This window comes from Terrabacter sp. LjRoot27 (genome assembly GCF_964254175.1).
Taxonomy (GTDB): Bacteria; Actinomycetota; Actinomycetes; order Actinomycetales; family Dermatophilaceae; genus Terrabacter.
This window is the reverse complement of the sequence record NZ_CAXUSS020000001.1, coordinates 164699-189638: the sequence shown is the minus strand read 5'-3', so window position 1 is coordinate 189638 and position 24940 is coordinate 164699. Positions and strand designations below refer to the sequence as shown.

Below are 24940 nucleotides of genomic sequence, written 5' to 3'. Positions count from 1 at the left end.
GCACTTCGGTGATACCGCTGCGACCCCTCGGACGCCGGCGCAACACTGAAAGGTCGCTCAGTCCAACCACGGGGAAGGAACGGACATGACAGCGCATCTCATCTCGCGCGTGCTGGCGGTCACTCTCATGGCGGCGTCGCTGCCGATGACCTCGGCACTGGCCACCACTTCGAGCCAGGGGACGGTGATGCAGAGCGGCAGAGATCCGGGCCCCTACGTCAGCCAACCCTTCGCGGCCGGGCGCACCACGACGCCCCTGAAGGCCCTGCCCCACCGGCCCAGCGCGACACGCGTCGACCCCGGTGAGGGCCTCGGGCGCGGTCACGCGAGCACGACCAAGGCTCGGGGCGCCAAGGACCCCGTCCTCCAGACGAGCAAGACCCTCGCCTCCGCGACGACCAAGGCGGCCCCCACGTTCGAGGCCGGCCAGGAGCTCACGGCACCTCTCGTGTCGTTCGCCGGGCAGACGAGTCCCTTCACCCCGCCTGACCCGAACGGTGACGTGGGGCCCAACCACTACGTCCAGATGGTCAACTCCCAGATCCAGATCTGGAACAAGCAGGGCACCTCCCTCGCCGGTCCGGTCAACATCAACACCCTCTGGGTCAACGGCACGACGGCCGGCACCGGCTTCGACCAGTGCCGCACGCAGAACGCCGGCGACCCGATCGTCCTCTACGACCAGGAGGCCGACCGGTTCATGATCAGCCAGTTCACCAACCCGAACTCGGCGACCGGACCCGGCAGCACGTTCCCGATGTGCATCGCCTACTCGCAGACGCCCGACCCGACGCAGGGCTGGTTCCTCTACCAGTTCAACCTGCCGCGGTCGCACGACTACATGAAGTACGGCATCTGGCCCGACGGCCTCTACATGTCGACGTACGAGGGCGGCGCCGTGGGCGCCTACGCCTTCGACCGCGGGCAGATGCTCTCGGGCTCGCCCGCGACCTTCCAGTCCTTCAGCGTCGCCGTCGGCGGCGGCGTCAACGGACGCGAGCGCCGCATCGTCCCGGCCGACTGGGACGGGTCGAACCGGCCACCGGCCGGCGCGCCGAACCCCTTCGCGATGTCCTTCGACGGCGCCTTCGACGGCGGCAACGACCGCATCGAGATCCGGTCGTTCCACGTCGACTGGGCCACTCCGGCCAACACGACGTTTACGTTGACGGACACGATCAACACGGCGGCCTTCGACACCGACCTCAGCTGCACGCCGACGTTGCGCGACTGCATCCCGCAGCCCGGGACCACGCAGAAGGTCGACGCCCTCGCCAACCGCCTCATGGCGCGGCTGCAGTACCGAAACTTCGCCGACCACCAGGCGATGGTCATCAACCAGACCGTCGACGCCGACGGCGCCAACCGCGCCGGGGTGCGGTGGTACGAGCTGCGCAACACGGGCGCCGGCTGGTCGATCTTCCAGCAGGGGACGTACGCGCCGGTCGACGGCGTGCACCGCTGGATGGCGGCCGCCGCGATGGACGGCCGGGGCGACATCGCCATCGGCTACACCGCGTCCGACGGCACGGCGACGTTCCCGTCGCTGGCCTACACCGCCCGCAGCGTCAACGACCCGCTCGGGTCGCTGCCGCAGGGTGAGCAGACGATGACCGCGGGCACGGTCTCGCAGACGGGGTCGAACCGCTGGGGCGACTACGCGGGCCTCAACGTCGACCCGGTCGACGACTGCACGTACTGGCTCACCGGCATGCACGACAACGGGCTGACGACCATCGGGTCGTTCCGGATGCCGTCGTGCCTCCAGAGCGACCTGCGGATCACGAAGTCCGACTCGCCTGACCCGGTCGTCGCCGGGCAGGACCTCACCTACACGCTGACCGCGACCAACGACGGACCGGCGACGGCACAGGCCGTCACCGTCACCGACGTGCTGCCGGCCGGCGTGAGCCTCGTCAGCGCACCCGGGTGCACCAACGCCGCGGGCACGCTGACGTGCGCCATCGGGTCGCTCCTGCCGGCCCAGTCGGTCGTCATCGGGATCCAGGTGCACGTGCCGGCGGGCTTCCTCGGCACGAACGCCACGGGCCTCATCACCAACACGGCCTCGGTCGCGGCGGCCAACCAGACCGACCCGACGCCGGGCAACAACACGGCGACGGCCACGACCACGGTCCAGGCCCAGTCGGACCTCTCCGTCACGAAGGTCTGCAAGCCGGACTCCACCGCACCCGCGGGCACGGAGGCCTACTGCGACATCCATGTCGACAACCTCGGACCCTCCGACGCCGTCGACGTGTCGCTGAGCGACGTGCTGACGTCGAGCACGCCCTTCTCGGTCACCGGTGTCACCGCGACGCCGTCCGGGACGTGCGCCCCGACGACAGCAGGGCCTGCGACCACCGTCACGATCACGTGCAGCCTCGGCACCGAGCCCGCCGGCGGACGCACGACGATCCGCGTCCTCGTCACCGCCGCGGACGTCGCCGAGGTCAACGACGTCGCGACCGTGTCGAGCCCGACGCCCGACCCGGTCACGGGTAACAACCAGGCCACCGGCAAGGTCGTCTTCACGGGCTCGGCCGACCTCCGGGTGACGAAGACCGGGCCCGCCTCGGTCGTCGCCGGCACGCCGATCCAGTACGTCGTCACGGTGACGAACAACGGTCCGTCGAGGGCCGTCGGCACCGTCGTGACCGACCGCCTGCCCGCCGGGGTGAGCTTCGTGTCGGTGACGACGACCGTCGGCACGTGCACCTACGGCCAGCCCACCGGGCACGACCTGACGTGCAACCTCGGCAACCTCGCCGCCGCGGCGAGCGCCGTCGTCACCGTCAACGGCACGGTCGCACCGGACGTCACGCCCGGCACGGTCCTCGTCAACGAGGCCGTCGTGTCGAGCACCACGGCCGACCCGGACAACTCCAACAACCGGGTCAGCGTCCCGACGGGCGTCACGGCCTCGGCCGACCTGCGGGTCACGAAGACCGACTCCCCCGACCCGGTCATCGCCGGCAACCTCCTGACGTGGACCATCACGGCCACGAACGGCGGTCCGTCGACGGCGACCTCGGTCCTGCTGACCGACACCCTGCCGGCCGGAGTCACCTTCGTGTCCGGCGTCGACAACAACGGGCAGACGGTGTGCACGCTCGTGCAGACCGCGAGCGTCGAGTGTGCCGTCGGCACCCTGCAGCCGGCCCAGTCGGCGACGGTCCAGCTCACGGTGCGGGTCTCCGCGTCGCTCGACCCGGGCACGGTCCTCACCAACAGCGTCACGGTGAGCTCGGCGACGCCCGACCCCGTGGCGGGCAACAACACCGCCACGGCCGGCACGACCGTCAGCACGAGGGCCGACGTCTGGCTCGACAAGCAGGCGAGCAAGCGGTCCGGCAACCCGTCGCCGACGCTGGTCTACACCCTCGTCGTGCACAACGACGCCGGGTGCGAGACCGACGCCCAGTCGACGCAGACCCCGACGTGCGGCACCGGCGGCCCGTCCGACGCCCGCGACATCGTCGTCACGGACGCGCTCCCGCTGACGAACAAGAAGCTCGTCGTGCAGTACGTCTCGCCGCAGTGCACCTACACCAAGGCCACCCACACGGTCCGGTGCACCTCCGCCAACGTCCCGGCCGGCGCCTCGGTGACCTTCGTCATCGAGTCGCAGGTGTCCGGCAGCGTCGGCACGATCCTCAACACCGCCTCCGTGACGAGCTCGACGTCCGACCCGACGCTCGGCAACAACACCAACGCGGCGTCGATCGTCATGAAGGGAGGCACGGGCAAGTAGCAGCGCGAACGGCGAGTCGCCGCTACTGCATGGACGACTCGTAGACCAGGGTGACCGTCGGCATCGGCTCGGTGCCGACGGTCACCGTCGTCGGGCGAGGGGTGATCCGCGGCGGGGGCGCGGCTTCGGCGGTGATCGTGTAGGTGCCGGGGTCGAGGCTCATCACGACCCGACCGGCCGCCGAGGTGGTGTCGCGACCGGCGAGCGAGCCGTCGGCGCGAGTCACGACGACCTCGATGCCGACGAGGGGCTGCTCGGGGCACGCGGGCGCAGTCGGGCTCGCCGACGCCCCAGCGGTCGGTCGCGGCTCGGGACCACACACCGGCCGGTAGACCGCGACGACCTCGAGCACCGACGCCGGGTTGCCACCCGTGGGGGACCCGGAACCGTCCGAGCAGGCGGCCACCGAGAACGCGCAGACGGCAAGGGCCGCCGCGATGCGGAGCATCCTCGATTATCGCCCCGCCGGGCAGCGGTGCACGAGCCCCTGGGTACGCGTACCCAGATCCGAGGGCGTATGCCGTCCAGCGCGCTCCCCGACGTATCACCCCCTCCGCCCGCTCCTCCTCTCCTGCAACCGCGCCGGCCCGCTACTCGTGACGGCGGCAGCCCCGCCACACCGCATACGCAGACCCCTCAGGAGCACCTCGTGAGCAGCACGTTCGCCTTCACCGTCCACCCGCGGGCCCGCCTCGGCGAGGACCTCGCCCGCGTCTGGTCGCCGCTCGGCCGCGTGCCGGACCCGGTCTACGACACCGCCCTGCGCCGCCTCCCGCTGCGCCCGATCTCCATGGCCGGCATCCACATCGGCGGTGCGCCGGTCGGCCACGTCGTGCTCGTGCCCTTCGGGGCACGCCACCTGCTCACCTCCCCCAGCGAAGGCCGGGCCCGCGTTCACCGTGCGGTCGACAAGGCCCGGACCCTCGGCTGCGACGTCGTGGGGCTCGGCGCCCTGACCGCCACGGTGACCGCGGGCGGGGTCTCGCTCCGCACCCGCACCGACATCGGGGTGACGAACGGCAACGCCTTCACCGCCGCGATCGTCGACGACCAGGCGCGCCGCCTCCTGCGCGACGCCGTCGACCACGCGTCCGACCCGCACGTCGCGATCGTCGGGGCCACGGGCAGCGTCGGTGCCGCCGTCACGCGGCTGCTCGCCCGCGACCGTGCCGCCGCCCGACTCACCCTCGTCGCCCGGTCGACCGGTCGCCTCGACGCACTCGCCGCTGAGGTCGGCCACCAGGTCCCGACGACGACCGCCACGACGATGGACGCCATCGCGACCGCCGACCTCGTCATCCTGCTCACCGCGTCCGCCGACGCGCTCCTCGAGGCTCGGCACCTCGCGCCCGGCGCGGTCGTGCTCGACGCGACCCAGCCGCGCAACACCTCGCCGACGCTCGTCGACGAGAGGCCCGACGTGCTCGTCGTCGACGGCGGGGTCGTCGACATCCCGAGCCTGCGCCTCGTCGGCGGCAACATCGGCCTGCCCGACGGCCGCTCCTACGCGTGCTTCGCCGAGACCGCCCTGCTCGCCCTCACCGGCCACCGGGGCCACTTCTCGATCGGCGTCCCGACGCTCGAGCTCGTCGACCGGACCCGGGGCATGGCCGCCGACCTCGCCCACCTCGGCTTCCGGGCCGCGGAGCCGACGAGCTTCGGCCGCCCCGTCACCGTCGGCCGCGCCGTCGCCGTCAGCCGCGCCGTCGGCCGCGCCGGGAGCACCGGAGCCCTGGGGATGGCGTCATGACGACGCTCGTCCGCGGCGGCCACCGCGCCCAGCACCGCGTCGTCCTCCTCGGCGGCGGCTACGTCACCCTCCACGCGTATGCCGGCCTCATGCGCCACGCCGGCCGCGCGGTCCGCCGTGGCGACGTCCAGGTCGTCGTCATCAGCACCGACGACGCACACAGCTTCCACGGCTTCACCGGCGAGGTGCTGGCCGGCTTGCTCTCCTACGACCGCACCCGCACGCCGCTCGCCGAGGCGATGCCGCACGCCCACGTCGTCCTCGGCCGCGCCACCGCCGTCGACGCCGAGCGCCGGGTCGTGCGCTACGTGCTCGCCGACGACGAGTTCGATCCCCGGCCTGGTTCGCTCTCGGACACACACCACGAACGCGTCCTCGACTACGACGCCCTGGTCGTCGGCACGGGCGGCCGCGAGCCCGCGGCCACCGTGCCGGGCCTCGCCGAGCACGGCTTCACGCTGCGAGCGCCCGGTGACATCGCCGTCCTCACCGACCGCGTGCGCGAGGCAGCGGCGCACCGCGGCCTCCGACGCCACACGGTCGTCGTCGCCGGAGGCGGGATGGCCGGGGTCGAGATGGCCGCGGCCGTCGCCGACCTCGGTGGTGCGCGCATCCGCGTCGAGCTCGTCCACTCCGGCGACGCGATCCTGCCCGAGCTGCGCGACGACCAGCCGCGCCTGGCCCGGCACGCCGAGCAGGAGCTGCGTCGGCTCGGGGTCCGGGTCCGGCTGGGAGTGCGCCTCGCGTCGGTGACCGAGGACCACGCATACCTCTCCGACGGGACGAGCCTCCCGGCGAGAACCGTCATCGCGACCATCGGCCAGCGGCCGGTGCACGTCCCCGGACTCGACGCGCACCGCGACCCGCGCGGTCGGCTCGTGACCCGACCCGACCTCTCCGTCGTCGACGGCGTCTGGGCGGCCGGCGACGCCGCGTGCGTCGTCCACCCGACGAGCGGCGAGCCCGTCCCCGCCAACGCGCTGTGGGCGATCAAGGGCGGCGAGCACGTCGGCCGCACCGTGGCGCGGTCGCTGCGCGGTCGCCCGGCCCGGCCGTTCGCGTACCGCGGGCTCGGCCAGGCGGCCTCCTTCGGCGTCGGTCGCTCGATCTCCGAGCTCTACGGCATCCCCTTCACCGGCTGGGTCGCGTGGGTGCTGCGACTGACCTTCTTCCTCCGGTTCATGCCGTCGCGGCGCAAGGCGGCCCAGGTCGTGGCCGACTTCGCCCGACACGCGGCGCACGGCCGCAGCGTGCCGGTCGCGGCACCCGGTGAGGCCGCCGTCGCCGACCTCGCCTCGGCCCGTACCGCGTAGCCGTCCCTGGGGGTCGACTGCCACCGGAGTGTCGAGACCCGGTCGCGCCGTTCGACGTGGTGGCATGACGACCACCTCAGGAGGAGCCATGACCACGCAGCCCACCAGCCCCGCCACCGGCGCCGCAGTCCCGGTCAAGGGCCCGGCGTCCTACTTCCCGTCGATCGAGAAGAACTACGGACAGCCGATCGACCACTGGATCGGCCTCGTCCGCGAGCAGCACGCCGCCGGCACGGTCAGGCACCTCGAGCTCGTCACGTGGCTCAAGACCGAGCACGGCCTCGGGCACGGCCACGCGAACGCTGTCGTCGCCCACACCCTCGGTCTCCTCGAGGCAGAGGCGTGAGGGCGACCGACCCCGGTGCGACCGAGCCCGTCCATGTCACCGAGCCCGTCCATGTCACCGAGCCCGTCCATGTCACCGAGCCCGTCCATGTCACCGAGCCCGTCCATGTCACCGAGCCCGTCCATGTCACCGAGCCCGTCCATGTCACCGAGCCCGTCCATGTCACGCAGACGCGGGCGGCCTACGACACGGTCGCGGCCGACTACGCGAGCCTCCTCGAGGGGGAGCTCGCGCGCAGCCCGCTCGACCGGGCGCTGCTCGGGCACTTCGCCGAGCTCGTCGGCCTGGACGGCGGCGGCTCGGTCGTCGACGTCGGCTGCGGGCCGGGCCGCATCACCGGCCACCTCGCGACGCTGGGGCTCGACGTCAGCGGCGTCGACCTCTCACCGGGCATGGTCGCGGAGGCGCGCAGACGGCATACGCACCTCGACTTCACGGTCGGGTCGCTCGCCGCGCTCGACCTCGCCGACGCCTCGGTCACCGGCGTCGTGGCGTGGTACTCGATCATCCACACACCTGCCACGCTGCTGCCCGAGGTCTTCGCCGAGCTGCACCGCGTCATCCGGCCGAACGGGCTGCTGCTGCTCGCCTTCCAGGCGGGCGGCTTCACGGTGCGGCACGAGCAGGCCTACGGCCACGAGGTCACCTTCGAGGCGCACCGGCACGACCCGGACGCCGTCACCGCGCAGCTGGCCGACGCCGGCTTCCGCGTCACGGTCCGCACGGAGCGGGTCCCGCAGGACTACGAGAAGACGCCGCAGGCCTTCCTCCTGGCCCGCCGCACCTGAGGCTGTCCAACGTTCGGAAGGATTCGACCCGCTCGGGAGTTGTCGGTGAGGACGTCCCCACCCCGGGACCCGAACGATGAGGAGCACAGCGTGCGTGCGATCTGGAACGGCAAGGTCATCGCCGAGAGCGACGACACCGTCGTCGTCGAGGGCAACCACTACTTCCCCCGCGAGGCCGTCGACGACAGCGTGCTCGTCGACAGCAGCACGCACACGACGTGCCCGTGGAAGGGCGAGGCGTCGTACTTCTCGCTCGCCGTCGACGGCGACACCAACAGCGACGCGGCGTGGTTCTACCCGACGCCCAAGAGCGCGGCCGCGCAGATCCGGGACCGCGTCGCCTTCTGGCGCGGCGTCACCGTGACCGACTGAGGTCGGCGCTCGCGGCTCACCCCGAGTGTCGTGCCGCGAGCGCCCGTGCGACCCGCTCGATGAGGTCGTAGGGCACGGGGTCCTTGTAGAAGAACTGCACCGTGTCCTTCTTGGCCCGGTGCGGCGCCACCTCCGCCTCGAGGTCGGGCTCGAGCTCGCCGATCGGGTAGAGCCCGACGTGCTTCTTCCATCCCGCGAAGTGGATGCCGTAGCGGTCGGCGAACATGATCGCCGGCATGCCGTAGCGGATCTTCTCCTCGCCGCCGGGCACCGCCCGGCGCAGCGCCGCGGCCACCTGCTCGAGCACCTGCCGGGGCCCGTCGGGGAACCCCTGGACGTATGCGTCCACGGTCGTCGGTGCGCTCGTGGCCTTAGCGTCGGGCGTGGTCTCCGGCTCGCTCATCGGTCCCCCTCGTGGCGTTTCGTGGCTGGTGCGCCGTTCCTTGCCAGTGTGACCCACGGCGGCCTGCGCGACCATGGCCCATTCGCCGGACAGGGCGGTGGCGATCACCTACGGTGAGCCGATCACCAGGGGATCAGGGAGCACGATGCGCAGCCGCAGGACCAAGGGACTCGTCACGCTCGCCGCCCTCGTCGCGCTCGCCGCGGTCGGCGGCAACGCTGCACGGGGCTCGGACGAGACCGCGCTCGTCCGCGCGGGGACCGCACCCGTCGTGTCCGTGACGCGCACCGCGGAGCCCGTCGTCGAGACGACCGACGCCGACGCCACTCGTCGGGCGGCAGAGGCGAAGGCCGTGGCTGCCAAGGCCGCCGCCGACCAGGCAGCTGCCGCGAAGCAGGCTGCCGACGCCAAGGTCGCCGCCGCGAGGGCTGCGGCGGCGAAGGCCGCGGCCGAGAAGGCCGCGCGGGCGAAGGCTGCGACCGACGCGAAGGCCAAGGCCGCGGCTGCCCTGTGGACCGTCACGAAGGTCGTCGACGGCGACACGATCTGGGTCTCGCGCGCGGGGGTCTCCCGCAAGGTCCGCTTCATCGGCATCGACACCCCCGAGACGGGTCAGTGCGGCTTCACCGAGGCCCGCAACGCGCTGCGGGGCATCATCGGCGGCCAGCGCGTCACGCTGACCGCCGGCGCCCGGGACGACGTCGACCGCTACGGCCGGGCGCTGCGCTACGTCGACGTGAACGGTGTCGACGCCGGCCTGCGCCTCATCAAGCAGGGGTATGCCGTCGCCCGCTACGACTCGCGCGACGGCTACGGCTCCCACACCCGTGAGGCGGCCTACGTCCGGGCCGACGCCGCGAGCCCCAGGGCCGCGTGCGCCGACCCCGGTGCCGGCACGTCCGGCGGCACGGGTGGCAGCGGGTTCACCAGCTCGTGGCCGCAGGCGGGTGACCGGTACCCCTGCCCGCAGGCGCGTCCGGTCAAGGGCAACGAGGACTCGATGATCGCCCACGAGCCGGACGACCGGTACTACAACGTGACGAAGCCGGAGCAGTGCTTCGCGACGATGGGCGACGCCGAGGCCGCCGGCTTCCGCCCCGCCAAGGTCTGACGTCCTCCCGCGCTTGTCGACGTCAGCCATCTCGTCCCACTCCACATGCTCGCCCGATGGTCCACTCAAGGGAGAAGTGACGTACGCCTCCGCCCGACCTCACGACGCGCGCTCCGTCACTGCCCCACCCAGCGGGGCACTGACGTAGGGCTCCAACCGACCTCACGACGCGCCCTACGTCACTGCCCCACCCAGCGGGGCACTGACATAGGGCTCCAACCGACCTCACGACGCCCGCTCCGTCACTGCCCCACCCAGCGGGGCACTGACATAGAGCTCCAACCGACCTCACGACGCCCGCTCCGTCACTGCCCCACCCAGCGGGGCACTGACATAGAGCTCCAACCGACCTCACGACGCCCGCTCCGTCACTGCCCCACCCAGCGGGGCACTGACATAGAGCTCCAACCGACCTCACGACGCCCGCTCCGTCACTGCCCCACCCAGCGGGGCACTGACATAGAGCTCCAACCGACCTCACGACGCCCGCTCCGTCACTGCCCCACCCAGCGGGGCACTGACATAGGGCTCCAACCGACCTCACGACGCCCGCTCCGTCACTGCCCCACCCAGCGGGGCACTGACGCAGGGCTTTCCCGGTGTCGGTTTCGTGCTTCAGTCGTCGAGCTCGAGGATGCAGGCGGTCCCGACGTCGACGAAGCCGATGCGGCGGTAGATGTCGGCGGCCGCATCGGACCCGGCCGACAGGAAGACGACCTCGACGCCCTGTTCGCGGCACGCGGCGACCAGGGTGCTCGTGATCGCCGTGCCGTGACCGCGACCCCGGTGGCCCGGGGGCACGGCGATGCCCATGAGCTCGGCGACGTCGCCGCGCGGCGCGGCCGACCCGGCGCCGCAGAGACGGTTGCCCTCGAACGAGGCGACGACGAGGAGGTCGCCGCGCTCCATGAGCTCGGGACGCTTGCCCGGGTCCTTCGGCTCCACCTCGTCGCGCCCCGCGAAACCCGCCGACACCGCGCCCATGGCCAACGACAGGTGCGGCTCGGCGGGGTGCAGGGTCCGCGCCCGCGGATCGGGAGACACCGCGACGTCCGACGGCATGACGAGCAGCGGGTAGCGGTGCGGCTCGTAGCCGGCCTCACGCACGGCGGGCAGCAGCGACGGCGTCACCTCGTCGACCCACTCGACCGCTCGCGGCACGTCGAGCTCGCGCTGGGACTCGAGCACACGGCATACGTCATCGGCGGTGAAGACGCCCCGCCCACCCAGCCGGGGCCGCGCGTAGAACTGCCACCCTGTGCCCTCCTCGGCGACGAAGAGCGTGAAGGGCCCGACCTGCTCGACGCTCGCGACGGCGCGCGGGACGCAGTCGTAGTACGCCTCGATGCGGTCCAGCCGCGTGTCGTGTGCTCGCCCCATGGCGCCACCATGACAGTCGGCGGCACGGGCGAGCGACCGGTTTACGGCGTCAGCGGCGCTCCACGGGGTAGACGAGGTGCGTCACGCGATCGCCCTCGACGACGGTCGTCGGGTCGCCGAGCACGACCTGGCCGGCGGCTTCGGTGAAGTACGGCCGCCCCACCCCGAGGAAGCACGGCACGAGGTCGACCGCCACCTCGTCGAGCAGCCCCTCGGCCAGGCACTGGCTCGCGATCTCGCCGGCGGCGACACCCACGTCAGCGTCGCCGGCCAGCTCCCGTGCCCGGGCGACCGCGTCGTGGACGCCGCCCGTCACGAACTCGACGGTGCCTCCGGGGTAGCCCCACCCGTCCGGGGGCTCGTGGGTCAGCACGACGACCGGGACGCCGAGCGGGTGTGTGCCCTTCCACCCGTCGGTGATGTCGAAGAGGCGGCGGCCGACGACGAGCGCCCCGAGCCTGCCGACCCAGGCACGCCGGTAGTCGGCGTCGGACTGCGTCAGCTGGAAGGTCATCTCACCGTCCGCCGACTCCCACGGCACGTCCCCCGCCTCGTACCAGTCGAAGAGCGGTCCGACCTCGTCGTTCGGTCCGGCGACGAACCCGTCCAGCGACATCGATGCCGATGACACGACCCTGCCCATGGTGCCCTCCCTCTCGGACGTCCTTGTCCGTCAGTCCATTCCGGTGCTCAGCGGCGGCCTCGTCGGGTGCGCAGGTAGTCGGCGACGACGTACTCACCGAGCCGCGCGATGTCGGGCGTGAAGACGCGCCCACCGGCCCGCCGCGCCACGGCGTCGACGAAGCGAGCCAGGCCCGAGTCGTCGCCGAGCATGAAGATGTTGAGCTGCGCGCCCGACCGGCGCAGCTCGTCGACCTGCGCCACCGTCGCGCGCACCGTCTCCTGCGTCGCCGGCCAGTGGAAGGTGGGCCGCCCGTCGACCTCGATGTGCGCGGTCGGCTCACCGTCGGTGACGACGAGGACGACCGGCTCGGCGTCCGGGTGCCGGCGCAGGTGCCGCGACGCGAGCATGAGCGCGTGCTGAAGGTTCGTGCCCTGCACCCACTCGGGCTCGGCCTCGGTGAGCTCGGTCGGGGTCAGCGTGCGGGCGGCGAGGTTGAAGCCGATGATCTGCAGCGCGTCGTGCCGGAAGCGGGTCTGCACGAGGTGCGAGAGCGCGAGCGCCGTCTGCTTCATCGGCCCCCACCGGCCCTCCTGCATCATCGAGAAGGACATGTCGACGCACAGCGCGACCGCCGCCACCGAGCGCCGCTCCGTCTCGGCCACCTCGAAGTCCTCGACGAGCAGCTCGACCCCGCCGCCCGACGCTGTACTCCGCTGGGCCGCGTTGCGCTGCAAGGCGTTCGAGACGGTCCGGACCGTGTCTATGGGCAGCTCGTCGCCGAACTCCCACTGCCGGGTCAGCCCGGTCGGCTCGTCCGCCTGGCCGGCTGCGCGGTCGTCGTGGTCACCGCGACCCGCGGCCTCGACCCGCTCGAAGACCCGCTTGAGCGCAGTCTCGCCGAGGCGCCGGACGGCGCGTGGGGTGAGGCGCAGCCCGTCGTCGCCGCGCGAGACGTAGCCCTGGCGTTCGAGCTCACGCTCGAGCCGGCGCAGCGCCTCCATGTCGCGGGCGGCGTCGGCGCCGAGGTACTGCTCGAGCCGTTCGACGTCGACGTCGTCGAGAGTCGCGCCGAAGTAGCCCTGACCGAGCTGCTCGCCGAGCTGCTCGAGGTCGGCGAGCTCCGCGACCGCCCCGACGGCGTCGCCGTAGCCCATCGGCTCGCCACCCTGACCCGGCTGCACCGGGCTGTGCCGGTCGAGCCCGGGCCGGAGGGCACGGAGGTTGTCGGAGAGCTGCGCCATCTGCGACGCGAGGTCCGGGTCGCCGAGGGCGTCGGACATGAGCTGACCGAGCTGCTCGCGCTGCTCGGGGGTCAGCGACGCCATGAGCCGGTCGGCCGCGGCCTGGCGCCGGGCGAGGGCGTCGATGAGCTCGTCGACGTTCTCGGGGTGCTCCGGGAAGAGGTCGCCGTGCTTGTCCATGAAGTCGCGGAACTGGTCCTCGGTGTCCTCGCCGCGAGCGTGGGCGGCGAGCAGCCGGTTGAGGTCGGCGAGCATGTCCTTGACGGCCTGCATCGCCTGCTGGGCCTGCGGGTCGTTGCCCGAGAGCGCCTGCTTGAGGCCCTCGAACTGCGCCCCGACGACCTCGCGCTGGAGCATCTGCTGGATCTGCTCGTACGTCTCGCGCGCCTTCGGCGAGTGCCACGCGTAGTCGCCGAGCGCCCGCACCGCCCCGGCCACGTCGTCGGGGATCGTCGCGAGGTCCATCTCGGCGAGCCGGGCGTCGTCGCCGTCCTCGCCGGCGAGGGCGTCGCGCTCCTCGGCGAGCGCCTGGTCGAGCATGGCGCGCACCTGGTCGAGGGTGCCGCCGAGGTCACCCCGGCGACGCGCGGCCTCCCGCAGGCGGCGGACGCGCTCGGCGAGGTCGTCGAGCCCGCGACGCCCGTCCATCCCGCGGCGCATCAGCTCCCGCAGCGTCTCCCGCAGCGACCCGCCGGACAGGACGTCCTGCCCGACCTCGTCGAGGACCGAGCGCACGTCGAAGGGCGGCGCGAGCGGGTCGGGCCCACCCGACCACGGCGCGTAGCGGAACCGCCCGTGCTGCTCACCCCCGTCGCGTGGCGTCATCGGCACGACCTAGGCCCCGTAGACGGTGCGGCCGGCGACGGAGTCCTTGTCGATGCGACGCGTCAGGTGCAGACCCTCCAGCACGAACTCCACTGCGGCAGCGACCTGCCCGGGCGTCGCATCGTCGCCGTGCCCGAGCCGGTCGAGCACCTTGGACAGGCCCGGCACCGGACCCACCTGGGCGAGCAGGTCGGCCCCCGGCACGAGCTCGCCGGTCTCGACGACGGCGCCCTCGGCGAAGAGGTTCGTGAAGCCGGTGAGGTCGAGGCCCGACAGGCGCGAGCGGTACGTCTCGGCGACGGCGAGGCGCAGCAGGTGCGTCAGCACGTCGCGCTCGCGACCCTCCTCGCCCATCTCGAACTCGACCTTGCCGAGGAGGGTGGGCACGACGGTGGGGACGTCGCAGACCCGCGCGACGGCATACGCCTCCCCGGAGCGGGCGGCCCGGCGGAGCGCGGAGCCGGCCACGCCCTCGGCCCCCGCGATGGCGAACCGCGCGGACACACCCGAGCGCTGGTCGACGGCCGACGACTCACGCAGCCCGCGCGTGAAGCGCGCCACGACCTCGAGGAGGTGCTCGGGCACGTCGGCGACGAGCGCGGACTCCTGAGCGATGAGGGCGACCTCGTCGCTGACCTCGGTCGGGTAGTGCGTGCGGATCTCGGCACCGAAGCGGTCCTTGAGCGGCGTGATGATGCGGCCGCGGTTCGTGTAGTCCTCAGGGTTGGCCGTCGCGACGAGCAGGATGTCGAGCGGCAGGCGCAGCGAGTAGCCGCGGATCTGGATGTCGCGCTCCTCGAGCACGTTGAAGAGGGCGACCTGGATGCGCTCGGCGAGGTCGGGCAGCTCGTTGAGGCCGAAGATGCCGCGGTTGCTGCGCGGGACGAGGCCGTAGTGCACCGTCTCGGGGTCGCCGAGCGTGCGGCCCTGCGCGACCTTGACGGGGTCGACGTCGCCGACGAGGTCGCCGACGCTCGTGTCGGGCGTCGCGAGCTTCTCGGTGTAGCGCTCGCTGCGGTGGCGCCACGCGACGGGCAGGTCGTCGCCGAGCTCAGCGGCGAGGCGACGGCAGCGCGTGCACGACGGTGCGTGCGGGTCGTCGCCGATCTCGCAGCCCTCGACGACGGGGCTCCACTCGTCGAGCAGCCCGGACAGGGTGCGCATGAGACGGGTCTTGCCCTGGCCGCGCTCGCCGAGCAGCACGAGGTCGTGGCCCGCGAGCAGGGCCGTCTCGAGCTCGGGCAGGACGGTCTCCTCGAAGCCGACCATCCCGGGGAACGCGTCCTCGCCGGCACGCAGCCGGGCCAGGAGGTTCTCGCGGATCTCGCTCTTGACGCTGCGGTGGACGTGGCCGGAGGCGCGCAGCTGGCCGAGGGTGGTGGCACGACCGGTGTCGGGGTGGGTCATTGCTTCACGCTACGTCCGACTCCCGACCCTGTCGAAGGGTCGTCCGTGCCGGGCCCCGCACCAAGCGTCGCACCAAGCGCCGGGAGTGCCGGGCCGCCCACGGCCCAGGCGGTGCGGGTCGCGGGCGGCCGGGTCGCGTCAGTGGGACGTGAAGGTGTAGCGCGCGGTGAAGAGGGTGCCGTCGGGCAGCTTGGAGGTGCCCTCGAACTGGAGCTTGACGCCCGAGCTGACCGTGACGTTGACGGCACCGGCGTGGACCTCGAAGTAGCCGGCGTCGCGGGCGATGCGGGTCTTGCTGCCGTCGGCGTTGATCCGGTAGATGTTCGCCGCCGTGTAGGGACCCTGCTCCGGATAGAGCACCCAGACCTTGGCGCAGGCGACGTTGGTGCTGTCGTTGTACCAGGAGTCGAGGATCGCGTCTCGGGACACGACTCCGTTGGAGAACGTGTGGGTCAGGTACTTGCTGTTGACCTTGGTGCCGGTGCACGACTGGCTGACCCAGGCCGCGTGGGCGGGCGCTGCGGTGGCGATGACCGCAGCCATCATGGCGCCGGCCGCGAGCGATGACGAGACGTACTTCTTCATGGTGGAGCTCCCCTGACTCGGTGTCCGCGGTGGTGCGGACACGCACAGCGTCACAGCGCTCCGCGAGTACCGCAACGCGAAACCGCCCACGGGCGGCTCCCACGGCCGAGTCACTCCCGCACGGAGGGGCTGACGACGCGGCCCCGACGTGCCGGTCGGCTCAGACGGTCGAGGACTCCGCGCGGTCGCCGGCCCAGTCGGTGTGGAAGGTGCCCTCGCGGTCGGTGCGCGTGTAGGTGTGCGCGCCGAAGTTGTCGCGGAGGGCCTGGATGAGCGCGGCCGGCAGCCGGTCGCGGCGCAGGCCGTCGAAGTAGGCGAGCGAGGACGCGAAGGCGGGCGCAGGCACACCGCGCTCGGCCGACACGGCGACGACGCGGCGCCAGGCCTGCACGCCGTTGCCGATCGCGTCGGCGAACCACGGCGCGGTCAGCAGCGTCTCGAGACCGGGCTCGGCGGCATACGCCTCCTTGATGCGGTCGAGGAAGCGGGCGCGGATGATGCAGCCACCGCGCCAGATCGTCGCGACCTCACCGAGGTCGAGGTCCCAGCGGTGCTCCTTCGACCCGGCGGCGAGCTGGTCGAAGCCCTGGGCGTAGGCGACGATCTTCGAGGCGTAGAGCGCGGCGCGGACGTCGTCGACGAAGGCGTCCCGGTCGACCTCGCGCTGCGTCGAGGGGTCGAGGTCGGCGAGGTCGGCGAAGGTCTCGCGCACCGCGGCGCGCTGGCTCGTGTGGCCCGACAGGCTGCGGGCGAAGGTCGCCTCGGCGATGCCCGTGACGGGGATGCCGAGGTCGAGGGCGCTCTGGACCGTCCAGCGGCCGGTGCCCTTCTGCTCGGCCGCGTCGCCGACGACGTCGACGAACGGCTTGCCGCTCGAGGCGTCGGTGTGGGCGAGCACGTCGGCCGTCATCTCGATGAGGAACGACTCGAGGTCGCCCTCGTTCCACTCACGGAAGACGTCGGCGATCTCGGACGGCTCGAGCCCGAGGACGCTGCGGAGCAGGTCGAAGGACTCGGCGATGAGCTGCATGTCGGCGTACTCGATGCCGTTGTGGACCATCTTGACGAAGTGGCCGGCGGCGTCGGGGCCGAGGTGCGCGGCGCAGGGAGTGCCGTCGACCTGCGCGGCGATCGACTCGACGACCGGGGCGAGCCGCTCGTAGGCGTGGTCCGAGCCGCCGACCATGATCGAGGGGCCGTTGAGGGCTCCCTCCTCGCCGCCCGAGACACCCATGCCGACGAAGTGGATCCCCTTGTCGGAGAGGGCCTTCTCGCGGCGGAGGGTGTCCGCGAAGTGCGCGTTGCCGGCGTCGACGACGATGTCGCCCTCGTCGAGCAGCGGCACGAGCTCGTCGATGACGGCGTCGGTCGGGTCGCCGGCCTTGACCATGACGATGATGGCCCGCGGCTTCTGGATCGCCGCGACGAAGTCCTCCACCGTCTCGGCGCCGACGAAGTCGCCCTCGTCGCCGAACTGCTCGACGAGGCTCGTCATCCGGGCGGTCGTGCGGTTGTGGACCGCCACCGTGTGGCCGTGCCGGGCGATGTTGCGGGCGAGGTTGCGGCCCATCGTCGCGAGGCCGGTGACGCCGATCGTTGCGCGTGTCTCCATGCAGGCGGCAACCTCCGGCGCGACCGGTCCATTCCGCGCCGTCCACCCACCGGTCCCTCCCGCCGGTCACCGATGGGGTTGAGTGGTGCCATGCAGACGGACGCGCAACGGATCCGCGAGCTCGCCGACGGGCTGGAGGCCGGGTTGTCGGGCGCGCCGTCCACCGACGTCGGCGGAGTCGGCGACGTCGGCAGGGTCGGCGGGGTGAGCGACGAGGTCGACGACGCGGCTGCGGAGGCCGTCGCGTCCCTGCGCCGGCTCGCCGACGTGCTCGAGCGGCAGCCTGCAACCGGCGGTCAGGCACGGCTCGCTCCGGTCGAGGTCGTCTCGCCCGTCCTCGGGGTCGACGGGTGCACGGCCGGCTGGGTCGGCGCTCTCCTCGAGCCGGGAGCCCCACGTCCGCGGATCGTCGTCGCGCCGACGATCGCCGATCTCGTCGCCATGGTGCGCGAGTCGACCGGCATCCGTGTCGTGGGTATCGACATCCCGATCGGCTTGCCCGACAGCACGATCCGCCAGGCGGACGTCCTCGCGCGCCAGGCGCTGCCCGGCAAGGCGTCGTCGATCTTCACGACGCTGACCCGTCCCGCCTATGCCGCGGCCACGCGCCTCGAGGCCGACGCCGTCAACCGCGGCCTCGTCGGCCAGGGAGTCGGCGCGCAGGCGTTCGCCCTCCGCGACAAGATCGTCGAGGTCGACGCGTGGCTCCGCAGTCGCCCCACCGTCACCGTCCTCGAGGTGCACCCCGAGGTGTCCTTCGCGACGATGGCGGGCGCACCCATCACCGCGAGCAAGAAGACGGACGACGGCCGGGACCAGCGGCTCGCAGCCCTCGCAGCCGCCGGCATCGCCCGCCCGTCCGTGCTCCAGGGCCAGGGGTATGCCGCCGACGACGTCCTCGACGCCTGCGCGGTCGCGTGGTCGGCGGCGCGTCACGCGGCAGGCCTGGCCCGCCCCCTGCCCGACCCGCCGGAGGTCTTCTCCGACGGCATCCCGGCCGCGATCTGGGCCTGAGGGTCACACGCCCCCAAGGGTGCCGGAGGATGGGCGCATGCGGATCACGCTCGACGACCTCACCGACCCGGCCGTCATCGCGCTCCTCGACGGGCACGTGGCGCAGCTGCGGTCGATCTCGCCGCCCGAGAGCTCGCACGCCCTCGACCTCGACGGGCTGCGGGCACCCGACGTCACCTTCTGGGTGGCCCGCGACGGCGACGAGGTGCTCGGCTGCGGTGCGCTGACCGAGATCGCTCCCGGTCACGGTGAGGTCAAGTCGATGCGCACGGCGCCAACCGCCCAGCGCCGCGGTGTCGCCAGGGCCGTCCTGGCCGAGATCCTCGCCGAGGCCCGACGCCGGGGCCTCTCACGGCTCAGCCTCGAGACGGGGTCAGCCGACTTCTTCGCGCCGGCGCGGGCGCTCTACGCCGCGCACGGCTTCGCCGAGTGCGAGCCCTTCGGCACCTACCGCCCCGACCCGCACAGCACCTTCATGACGCTGCCGCTCTGACCCGCCGCCACGTGCCCCTCACGGGTCAGCGCACCACGTGCGCGCACGGTGCCACGACGCGATCGAGGCATGCCGTCGCGACCGGGCGCGACGGCATACCTCGTCCCAGCGGGGCCGGCGTCCCGGACCCCCGCGCACCTCAGCCGGTGACGGCGACCCGGAGGGCTCCGGCGGTCGCGTCCCAGCCGGGCTGGGTCGGGTGGACGAACTCGGCGACGTCACGGCCCGGCGTGCCGACGGGCACGAGCCACGCCCTGGAGCTGTCGGCGACGAGGTGGGGGTCGAGGCCGTGGACGCGGCCACCCCAGGCCGCCTTGACGGTGTCGACGAAGTGGTACTGCGTCGTCGCGTCCTCGGCGTTGAGCTCGGCGATGCCGCGCGCCTGCAGGTCGTCGCCGAGGCGCTGGAGGTCGTTGAGGGCCGCGCCGGCGTCGTAGACGGGAGCGACCTCGGGGATGGCGTAGCTCTCGGTGTCGATGAGGAAGGGGTAGCTGAGCAGGTAGACCTGCGCGTGACCGCCCGAGCGCGCGACGACGGCCCGCAGGGCCTCCTTGGTGCGGTCGACCATCTCGGGCGCCTTCACAGACGCCGCCTCGAGCGACTGGCGGCAGCTCGACGGGTCGCGCAGCGTCAGGCAGTTGACGACGATGGTGGAGAAGCCGATGTCGTTGCCGCCGATGGTGAGGAAGACGTAGTCGGTGTCGGGGGTCACCGCGTCGACCTGCGGCCGGGTCACGAGCTGGCACGAGACCGTGCCCGTGTAGAGGCTGCCCACGCCGACGCCCGCGACGAACGTGTACGTGTAGGAGAAGTCGGGCTGGGCGGGGACACCACAGAGGCGCGCCGTCTGCGCGCGCCTCTGCCACTCGGCCTTCTGGTCGGGGTGGCGCGCCGGGTCGATCGTGTACGTGGCGGTCCTGGTGGACGCGTCACCGAGCTCGCGCGGCTCGAGCATGTCGGCGACGACGCCGCCGCTGCACGCCACATCGGTGAAGGTCGCGCCGATCGAGGCCGCGACCTGGGAGCCGTAGTTGTCCGGGGAGCGGTAGCAGCTGCGCTCCTCGTAGCTGCCCGTGCCGTTGCCGGCGGAGTAGGAGTCGCCGAGCTGGACGACGTGCGGCGCACCGGTCGCCGTGGCGGACGGAGCGGTGACGGCACCGGTCGTGAGGGCCGCTGCCGTGGCGAGCGCCGCGACGAGGGCTGCGGCAGGTCGGGCTCGGCGGGTGGTGCGGGAGGAACGGGGCACGGCGGGACTCCTTCGTCCGGTGTCGGTCTCGGAGGAGAACGACGCCGCTCCGGCCGAGGTCACGCGGGTGCCGTGGCCCTCACCCACCTGCAGAGGAGGTATGCCGTCACGAACGGGCGTGACGGCATACCTCCTCAGGTCGTGGCGGGCGTCAGCCCTGGGCGAGCTGGGACACGTCGTCCCACTTCTCCCACGTCTCGATCCGCGAGGCGTAGTCCGCCTTGGCGATCGAGAGCGGGGCCGCGCCGAAGAAGACGCGCAGCGGCGGCTCGTCCGCGTCGACGACCGTGAGCAGGGCTGCCGCGGACGCCTTGGGGTCGCCGGGGCCGGAGGTGTTGCGGGCGGCGCGCTCGCGGTGCGTGCGCTCGCGGATGTCGTCGTAGGTCGACGACGGCTCCGAGTGCTTGGCCGACGGGCCGGCCCAGTCGGTCGAGAACCCGCCCGGCTCGATGAGGGTGACCGTGATGCCGAACGGCGCGACCTCCTGGGCCAGCGACTGGCTCAAGCCCTCGAGCGCCCACTTCGACGCGTGGTAGGCGCCGACGATCGGGAACGCCGAGATGCCACCGATCGAGCTGACCTGGATGATGTGGCCCGAGCCCTGCTCGCGCATGATCGGCAGCGCCGCCTGGGTGACCCAGAGGGCGCCGAAGAAGTTCGTCTCGAGCTGGTCGCGCACGTCGGCCTCGCTCAGCTCCTCGACGAAGCCGAAGTGGCCGTAGCCGGCGTTGTTGACGACGACGTCGAGTCGGCCGAAGCGCTCGTGCGCCTGCGCGACCGCCGCGAAGTCCGCGTCGCGGTCGGTGACGTCGAGGGCGATCGGCAGCACGCGGTCGCCGTAGGTCTGGACGAGGTCGTCGAGGGCCCCGGTGTCGCGGGCGGTCGCGGCGACGTTGTCGCCTCGCTCGAGTGCGGCGATCGCCCACTCGCGACCGAACCCACGGGACGTTCCGGTGATGAACCACGTTTTCGTCATGCGCTCGACGCTATGACTTCGAGTGCGCTCCAACGCAAGCCGGATCATCCGCCATCCGCCGGTTCGGGTCCCTAGGGTGACGCCATGACCGACCTCAGCAGCCGACCCGCCCGGCTCGCGACCGAGCTACTCCGGCACGGAGCGCGCTTCGTCGTCGTGGGAAGCACGGCCCGATGGCTCACCACCGGCGACGGCACCCCACGTGACCTTGACGTGGCCGTATGCCGTGACGACCTCCCAGCACTCGCCGTCGCCCTCGCCGGGCTGGGTGTCTCGACGTCGGTCGAGCGCCTGGGCCGAGCCGGACAGTCGCACGTCGACACGGCCTGGGGTCCGCTCGACGTCTTCGTCGACGACGGTGTCACGGCTCAGGAATTGGCGTGCGATCGGGCCGGGCGGTCGTGGCGACTGCCGGTGGTGGCGTCGTGAGCGGACCGGGGCGGCCGACGGCGAGCGGCCTGACGCCCTTCGAGATCAGCGTCCTGCGCGCCATCGAGGACCGCGGCGCCGTGGCGAACGGTCCCCACGTGGGCACCCTCGAGGTGCTCGAGCGCGTCGACGCCGAGACCGGGGTGGGCCGCCGCTATTCGGAGCGGATCCTGGCCGACCTCGTGGCGGACTGGGTCCGTCACCTGCCCCTCGTCGATGGGCAAGGCAACTTCGGCTCGATGTCGGGTGACGACGGCGCCGAGGCGCGCTACACCGAGGTTCGCCTCTCCGAGGTGGGGGCGCTCGCCCTCGCCTCGGAGTGTGGTGAGGTAGGCCCTCTCCCGCTCGACCTCATCGAGGGCTCCCTCTACCGCGGCGGCGAGATGGCGCCACTCGACCCGGCCACCACCATCCGCGCCGTGCTCATCGGTGCCGGCAGCGGGGGCCTTCCGCGCACCCCGACGGGCACGATCACGCGTGACCCCGCCGGGATCGAGCGCAGGGAAGGCCGCTGGATGCAGCGCTACCAGCTGGGCGCCACGATCCGCACCGGCCGAGACCACAGTGAACTCGTCATCACCTCACCGCCGTACCTCGTCCCCCTGGACACCATCGTCGCCAACCTCCACCCCGGCCCGAGCCGAGCCGAACTCGAAGCCATGCGCGAGGACTTCCGGGTCCCGGGTGAGCCGCCGTCGGTGGAAGTGATCCGCGAGTCGCCGATCCGCGACGTCATGGACATGACGTCCGGGCGCACGGGCACCTGGGTCGTGATCCATCTCAAGGACGGCGTCGACGTCATCGACGCCGTCGACTGGATCCGGGCCGTCTGGCCGGTGACCGTCCACGTCGACTGCGTCGCCGGTGACGAGATCTATGACCGGTTCGCGGCCTGGCTCGATCTCGACAAGAGCGGCGTGCACGCACTCGACGAGCTCGTCAACCGGATCGAGCCAGAGGTCGACTGACGCCCAGCGACGTCGGGCACCGACGCCAGCGGGACCGACCCCGGATCCGTGCCGGTTCGAGATGTTGTCGACACCCGCGTGGACCCCGCGATCACCTCGAACCGGCAGAGCCGTGCGCGCTCAGGAGCGTCGGGCGGTCCGGGCCAGCCAGGTGAGCGCGTCCTCGGCGGTGCGCAGCACCGAGATGTGGCCGTCGCCGGGCTGGAGCCAGAGGTCGGCGTCGGGCACGGCGCCGGCGAGCCACTGGCCGTGCGAGGCCGGCACGATCCGGTCGGCCCCGCCGTGAACGACGAGGGTGGGGGCCGACACGGCGCCCGGCTCGAAGCCCCAGTCGGAGACGTAGGCGAGGTCGTCGTCGATGAGCGCCGCAGGCCCAGCGGCGAGAGCGGGCCCGACGACGGAGCCGAACCAGCCCCACGGTCCGGCGAAGGCCGCCTCGTCCGCCTCGACGAAGCCGACGTCGACCCCGCCCGCGGGCACCTGTGCCGCAGCGACCTCGTGGGCCTCCTTGGCCTCGCGGCCGGCAGCGGCGGCACGCAGCGAGGCCCCACCTCCGGGAGCCATGCCGGCGAACCAGTCGAGGCCGGGTGCACCGAACGGTGCGACCGCGGAGACGCTGACGACGGCACGTACCCGGTCGCCGAGCAGCGCGCCCGACGCGAGGGCGTGCGTGCCCCCGCCCGAGTGGCCCATGACCGCGAAGGACCCCACGCCGAGGTGGTCGGCCACGGCAGCCACGTCCCGGGCGGCCGACGCGACGTCGCGGCCCGGCCGTGGCGTCGACCCGCCGTAGCCCGGCCGGTCGTAGGACACCCAGCGGATGCCGAGCCGCGCCGCGGCGTCGAAGAGCGGTCGTGGCGGGGCACCGATGTTGGGCGTGCCGTGGTGCCACACGACGACGAGCGGCTCGACGTCGGCGACCGCGCGGGCCCCGAGGTCGCCGGTGTCGTAGACGTGCAGCACGTGCCCGTCGCCGAGGTCGACGTCGCTCTCGGTGACGACGCTCTCGGTGACGACGCTCTCGGTGGCGACATTCGGGGTGGCTGGGGAGTCACTCACAGGGCTTCGGCCTTCCGTCGGAGATGGTCCTGCTCGGGGATGCTCGTCGTGAGGCGGGACGCGAGCAGGTAGCTGTCACGAGCCCCGTCGCTGTCGCCGGACATCTCGAGCAGGTGCGCACGCACGGCGTGGAGGCGGTGGTGCCGGGCGAGCCGCTTGTCCTGCTCGAGGTCGTCGAGCACGGCCAGCCCTGCCGCGGGCCCCTCGACCATGGCGAGGGCGACGGCGCGGTTGAGCGTCACGACCGGTCCGGGAGCGAGCTGCTCGAGCAGCCCGTAGAGCGCGAGCACCTGCTCCCAGTCCGTCTCGGCCGCGCTCGGGGCCTCGTCGTGCACGGCCGCGATGGCCGCCTGCACCTGGTAGGGCCCGAGCCGGGTCCGCGTCAGGGCGTCGGTCACGAGGGCGACACCCTCCCGGACGTATGCCGTGTCCCACCGTGAGCGGTCCTGCTCGGCGAGCGGCACGAGCTCACCCGCCTCGTTCGTGCGGGCCGGTCGTCTCGCCTCGGTGAGCAGCATGAGGGCGAGCAGCCCGGCGACCTCGCCGTCGTCCGGCAGCAGCGTGTGCACCTGGCGCGCGAGGCGGATCGCCTCTGCGGTCAGGTCGATCCGGTGCAGGGAGTCACCGCTGCTCGCCGTGTGACCCTCGGTGAAGACGAGGTAGAGGACGTGGAGCACCTCGCGGAGCCGCTCGGGCACGTCGTCGGGCGGCGGCATCCGGAACTCGGCGCCCGACTCACGGATGCGCTGCTTGGCGCGGCTGATCCGCTGCGCCATCGTCGCCTCCGGCACGAGGAACGCGTGGGCGATCTGCGCCGTCGTCAGACCACCGACCGCCCTGAGGGTCAGGGCGATCCGCGCGGCCGGGGCGAGCGCGGGGTGGCAGCAGAGGAGGAGGAGCGTCAGGGTGTCGTCGTGGTCAGCCGGCCCAGCGGCATACGCAGGCGGAGCGGTGAGCTCGTCATCCGGCGCGCGGCTCGCGTCGGCGAGCTCACGACGTGCCCGCGCCTCGTCGCTGCGCAGGCCGTCGATGAGGCGACGGGAGCCGACCCGGATGAGCCACGCCTTGGGATCGTCCGGCACGCCCTCCTCGGGCCACTGCGCGGCCGCGGCGAGCAACGCCTCCTGGGCGGCCTCCTCGGCGCGGTCGAAGTCGCGGTAGCGGCGCACGAGCGCCCCGATGACCTGCGGCGTCACGCTGCGCCACAGCTCGTCGGTCACCACGGATCCGCCCATGTCACAAG

23 protein-coding genes are annotated in these 24940 nt (G+C 72.7%); 11 read left to right on the top strand and 12 right to left on the bottom strand.

What is annotated here, in order from left to right; all coding sequences use genetic code 11:
* Positions 1 to 85 precede the first annotated feature (85 nt).
* Entirely contained in the window at positions 86 to 3754 is a 3669-nt protein-coding gene (locus ACSQ2D_RS00780) for a DUF11 domain-containing protein (RefSeq protein WP_435984113.1), read from the top strand.
* Positions 3755 to 3776: 22 nt separating this feature from the next.
* Here the strand turns inward: ACSQ2D_RS00780 and ACSQ2D_RS00775 are convergent, their stop codons facing one another.
* Positions 3777 to 4202 carry a carboxypeptidase-like regulatory domain-containing protein gene (locus ACSQ2D_RS00775; protein WP_435984112.1) on the bottom strand — a complete coding sequence of 142 codons (426 nt, stop codon included), beginning with the start codon at positions 4200 to 4202 and terminating at the stop codon, positions 3777 to 3779.
* A 201-nt stretch (positions 4203 to 4403) separates the two neighbouring features.
* Between ACSQ2D_RS00775 and ACSQ2D_RS00770 the strand changes: the two genes are divergently transcribed.
* From ACSQ2D_RS00770 to ACSQ2D_RS00750, 5 genes are all read left to right on the top strand, one after another.
* Positions 4404 to 5504: a saccharopine dehydrogenase NADP-binding domain-containing protein gene (locus tag ACSQ2D_RS00770; protein WP_435984111.1), complete on the top strand. Its 1101-nt coding sequence runs from the start codon at positions 4404 to 4406 to the stop codon at positions 5502 to 5504.
* Complete coding sequence (locus ACSQ2D_RS00765; RefSeq protein WP_435984110.1) at positions 5501 to 6817, top strand: NAD(P)/FAD-dependent oxidoreductase; 1317 nt, start codon at positions 5501 to 5503, stop codon at positions 6815 to 6817. Before ACSQ2D_RS00770 ends, ACSQ2D_RS00765 begins: the two co-directional genes overlap by 4 nt.
* Before the next feature lie 88 nt (positions 6818 to 6905).
* Positions 6906 to 7163 (top strand): DUF4287 domain-containing protein, encoded by a 258-nt coding sequence (locus ACSQ2D_RS00760; protein WP_435984109.1) that lies wholly within the window; start codon positions 6906 to 6908, stop codon positions 7161 to 7163.
* On the top strand, positions 7160 to 7951 hold the full coding sequence (locus ACSQ2D_RS00755) for a class I SAM-dependent DNA methyltransferase (RefSeq protein WP_435984108.1): 792 nt from the start codon (positions 7160 to 7162) through the stop codon (positions 7949 to 7951). The genes ACSQ2D_RS00760 and ACSQ2D_RS00755 overlap by 4 nt, the downstream gene beginning before the upstream one ends.
* Positions 7952 to 8041: 90 nt before the next feature.
* Positions 8042 to 8323 carry a DUF427 domain-containing protein gene (locus tag ACSQ2D_RS00750; protein ID WP_435984107.1) on the top strand — a complete coding sequence of 94 codons (282 nt, stop codon included), beginning with the start codon at positions 8042 to 8044 and terminating at the stop codon, positions 8321 to 8323.
* A gap of 16 nt (positions 8324 to 8339) precedes the next feature.
* Here ACSQ2D_RS00750 and ACSQ2D_RS00745 read toward each other — a convergent pair whose 3' ends face one another.
* Complete coding sequence (locus ACSQ2D_RS00745) at positions 8340 to 8726, bottom strand: iron chaperone (RefSeq protein ID WP_435984106.1); 387 nt, start codon at positions 8724 to 8726, stop codon at positions 8340 to 8342.
* Between the two features lie 145 nt (positions 8727 to 8871).
* Between ACSQ2D_RS00745 and ACSQ2D_RS00740 the strand changes: the two genes are divergently transcribed.
* A complete protein-coding gene (locus tag ACSQ2D_RS00740) occupies positions 8872 to 9837 on the top strand; it encodes a thermonuclease family protein (protein WP_435984105.1) in 966 nt (321 codons plus the stop codon).
* Between the two features lie 615 nt (positions 9838 to 10452).
* On the opposite strand, the gene ACSQ2D_RS00735 is transcribed toward ACSQ2D_RS00740, so the two are convergent.
* The 6 genes from ACSQ2D_RS00735 to gndA form a co-directional block, all read right to left on the bottom strand.
* Positions 10453 to 11217, bottom strand: coding sequence for a GNAT family N-acetyltransferase (locus tag ACSQ2D_RS00735; RefSeq protein ID WP_435984104.1), 765 nt, complete (start codon positions 11215 to 11217; stop codon positions 10453 to 10455).
* 49 nt (positions 11218 to 11266) lie between these two features.
* A complete protein-coding gene (locus tag ACSQ2D_RS00730; protein WP_435984103.1) occupies positions 11267 to 11860 on the bottom strand; it encodes a dihydrofolate reductase family protein in 594 nt (197 codons plus the stop codon).
* 47 nt (positions 11861 to 11907) lie between these two features.
* Positions 11908 to 13908, bottom strand: coding sequence for a vWA domain-containing protein (locus tag ACSQ2D_RS00725; RefSeq protein WP_435984102.1), 2001 nt, complete (start codon positions 13906 to 13908; stop codon positions 11908 to 11910).
* A gap of 9 nt (positions 13909 to 13917) precedes the next feature.
* A complete protein-coding gene (locus ACSQ2D_RS00720; protein ID WP_435984101.1) occupies positions 13918 to 15315 on the bottom strand; it encodes a sigma 54-interacting transcriptional regulator in 1398 nt (465 codons plus the stop codon).
* 138 nt (positions 15316 to 15453) lie between these two features.
* Positions 15454 to 15900 (bottom strand): hypothetical protein, encoded by a 447-nt coding sequence (locus tag ACSQ2D_RS00715; protein WP_435984100.1) that lies wholly within the window; start codon positions 15898 to 15900, stop codon positions 15454 to 15456.
* 160 nt (positions 15901 to 16060) lie between these two features.
* A complete protein-coding gene (gndA, locus tag ACSQ2D_RS00710) occupies positions 16061 to 17512 on the bottom strand; it encodes an NADP-dependent phosphogluconate dehydrogenase (RefSeq protein WP_435984099.1) in 1452 nt (483 codons plus the stop codon).
* A gap of 90 nt (positions 17513 to 17602) precedes the next feature.
* Between gndA and ACSQ2D_RS00705 the strand changes: the two genes are divergently transcribed.
* A complete protein-coding gene (locus ACSQ2D_RS00705) occupies positions 17603 to 18526 on the top strand; it encodes a DUF429 domain-containing protein (RefSeq protein ID WP_435984098.1) in 924 nt (307 codons plus the stop codon).
* Between the two features lie 37 nt (positions 18527 to 18563).
* Positions 18564 to 19019: a GNAT family N-acetyltransferase gene (locus ACSQ2D_RS00700; protein WP_435984097.1), complete on the top strand. Its 456-nt coding sequence runs from the start codon at positions 18564 to 18566 to the stop codon at positions 19017 to 19019.
* Between the two features lie 139 nt (positions 19020 to 19158).
* Here the strand turns inward: ACSQ2D_RS00700 and ACSQ2D_RS00695 are convergent, their stop codons facing one another.
* Positions 19159 to 20265: an SGNH/GDSL hydrolase family protein gene (locus ACSQ2D_RS00695; protein WP_435984096.1), complete on the bottom strand. Its 1107-nt coding sequence runs from the start codon at positions 20263 to 20265 to the stop codon at positions 19159 to 19161.
* Positions 20266 to 20416: 151 nt separating this feature from the next.
* Positions 20417 to 21241, bottom strand: coding sequence for an SDR family oxidoreductase (locus ACSQ2D_RS00690; RefSeq protein WP_435984095.1), 825 nt, complete (start codon positions 21239 to 21241; stop codon positions 20417 to 20419).
* Between the two features lie 84 nt (positions 21242 to 21325).
* On the opposite strand from ACSQ2D_RS00690, the gene ACSQ2D_RS00685 reads away from it, so the two are divergent.
* A complete protein-coding gene (locus tag ACSQ2D_RS00685; protein WP_435984094.1) occupies positions 21326 to 21670 on the top strand; it encodes a hypothetical protein in 345 nt (114 codons plus the stop codon).
* On the top strand, positions 21667 to 22638 hold the full coding sequence (locus tag ACSQ2D_RS00680) for a DNA gyrase subunit A (RefSeq protein ID WP_435984093.1): 972 nt from the start codon (positions 21667 to 21669) through the stop codon (positions 22636 to 22638). The genes ACSQ2D_RS00685 and ACSQ2D_RS00680 overlap by 4 nt, the downstream gene beginning before the upstream one ends.
* A 120-nt stretch (positions 22639 to 22758) precedes the next feature.
* Here ACSQ2D_RS00680 and ACSQ2D_RS00675 read toward each other — a convergent pair whose 3' ends face one another.
* Complete coding sequence (locus ACSQ2D_RS00675; RefSeq protein ID WP_435984092.1) at positions 22759 to 23697, bottom strand: alpha/beta fold hydrolase; 939 nt, start codon at positions 23695 to 23697, stop codon at positions 22759 to 22761.
* Entirely contained in the window at positions 23694 to 24932 is a 1239-nt protein-coding gene (locus ACSQ2D_RS00670; RefSeq protein ID WP_435984091.1) for an RNA polymerase sigma factor, read from the bottom strand. The genes ACSQ2D_RS00675 and ACSQ2D_RS00670 overlap by 4 nt, the downstream gene beginning before the upstream one ends.
* Positions 24933 to 24940: the final 8 nt, after the last annotated feature.

Bases quoted from the DNA above. Each gene is read 5' to 3' on its own strand.
- ACSQ2D_RS00780 (WP_435984113.1), top strand. From the start codon at position 86: ATGACAGCGCATCTCATCTCGCGCGTGCTGGCGGTCACTCTCATGGCG.
- ACSQ2D_RS00775 (WP_435984112.1), bottom strand. From the start codon at position 4,202: ATGCTCCGCATCGCGGCGGCCCTTGCCGTCTGCGCGTTCTCGGTGGCC.
- ACSQ2D_RS00765 (WP_435984110.1), top strand. From the start codon at position 5,501: ATGACGACGCTCGTCCGCGGCGGCCACCGCGCCCAGCACCGCGTCGTC.
- ACSQ2D_RS00760 (WP_435984109.1), top strand. From the start codon at position 6,906: ATGACCACGCAGCCCACCAGCCCCGCCACCGGCGCCGCAGTCCCGGTC.
- ACSQ2D_RS00745 (WP_435984106.1), bottom strand. From the start codon at position 8,726: ATGAGCGAGCCGGAGACCACGCCCGACGCTAAGGCCACGAGCGCACCG.
- ACSQ2D_RS00740 (WP_435984105.1), top strand. From the start codon at position 8,872: ATGCGCAGCCGCAGGACCAAGGGACTCGTCACGCTCGCCGCCCTCGTC.
- ACSQ2D_RS00735 (WP_435984104.1), bottom strand. From the start codon at position 11,217: ATGGGGCGAGCACACGACACGCGGCTGGACCGCATCGAGGCGTACTAC.
- ACSQ2D_RS00730 (WP_435984103.1), bottom strand. From the start codon at position 11,860: ATGGGCAGGGTCGTGTCATCGGCATCGATGTCGCTGGACGGGTTCGTC.
- ACSQ2D_RS00725 (WP_435984102.1), bottom strand. From the start codon at position 13,908: ATGACGCCACGCGACGGGGGTGAGCAGCACGGGCGGTTCCGCTACGCG.
- ACSQ2D_RS00720 (WP_435984101.1), bottom strand. From the start codon at position 15,315: ATGACCCACCCCGACACCGGTCGTGCCACCACCCTCGGCCAGCTGCGC.
- ACSQ2D_RS00715 (WP_435984100.1), bottom strand. From the start codon at position 15,900: ATGAAGAAGTACGTCTCGTCATCGCTCGCGGCCGGCGCCATGATGGCT.
- gndA (WP_435984099.1), bottom strand. From the start codon at position 17,512: ATGGAGACACGCGCAACGATCGGCGTCACCGGCCTCGCGACGATGGGC.
- ACSQ2D_RS00705 (WP_435984098.1), top strand. From the start codon at position 17,603: ATGCAGACGGACGCGCAACGGATCCGCGAGCTCGCCGACGGGCTGGAG.
- ACSQ2D_RS00700 (WP_435984097.1), top strand. From the start codon at position 18,564: ATGCGGATCACGCTCGACGACCTCACCGACCCGGCCGTCATCGCGCTC.
- ACSQ2D_RS00690 (WP_435984095.1), bottom strand. From the start codon at position 21,241: ATGACGAAAACGTGGTTCATCACCGGAACGTCCCGTGGGTTCGGTCGC.
- ACSQ2D_RS00685 (WP_435984094.1), top strand. From the start codon at position 21,326: ATGACCGACCTCAGCAGCCGACCCGCCCGGCTCGCGACCGAGCTACTC.
- ACSQ2D_RS00670 (WP_435984091.1), bottom strand. From the start codon at position 24,932: ATGGGCGGATCCGTGGTGACCGACGAGCTGTGGCGCAGCGTGACGCCG.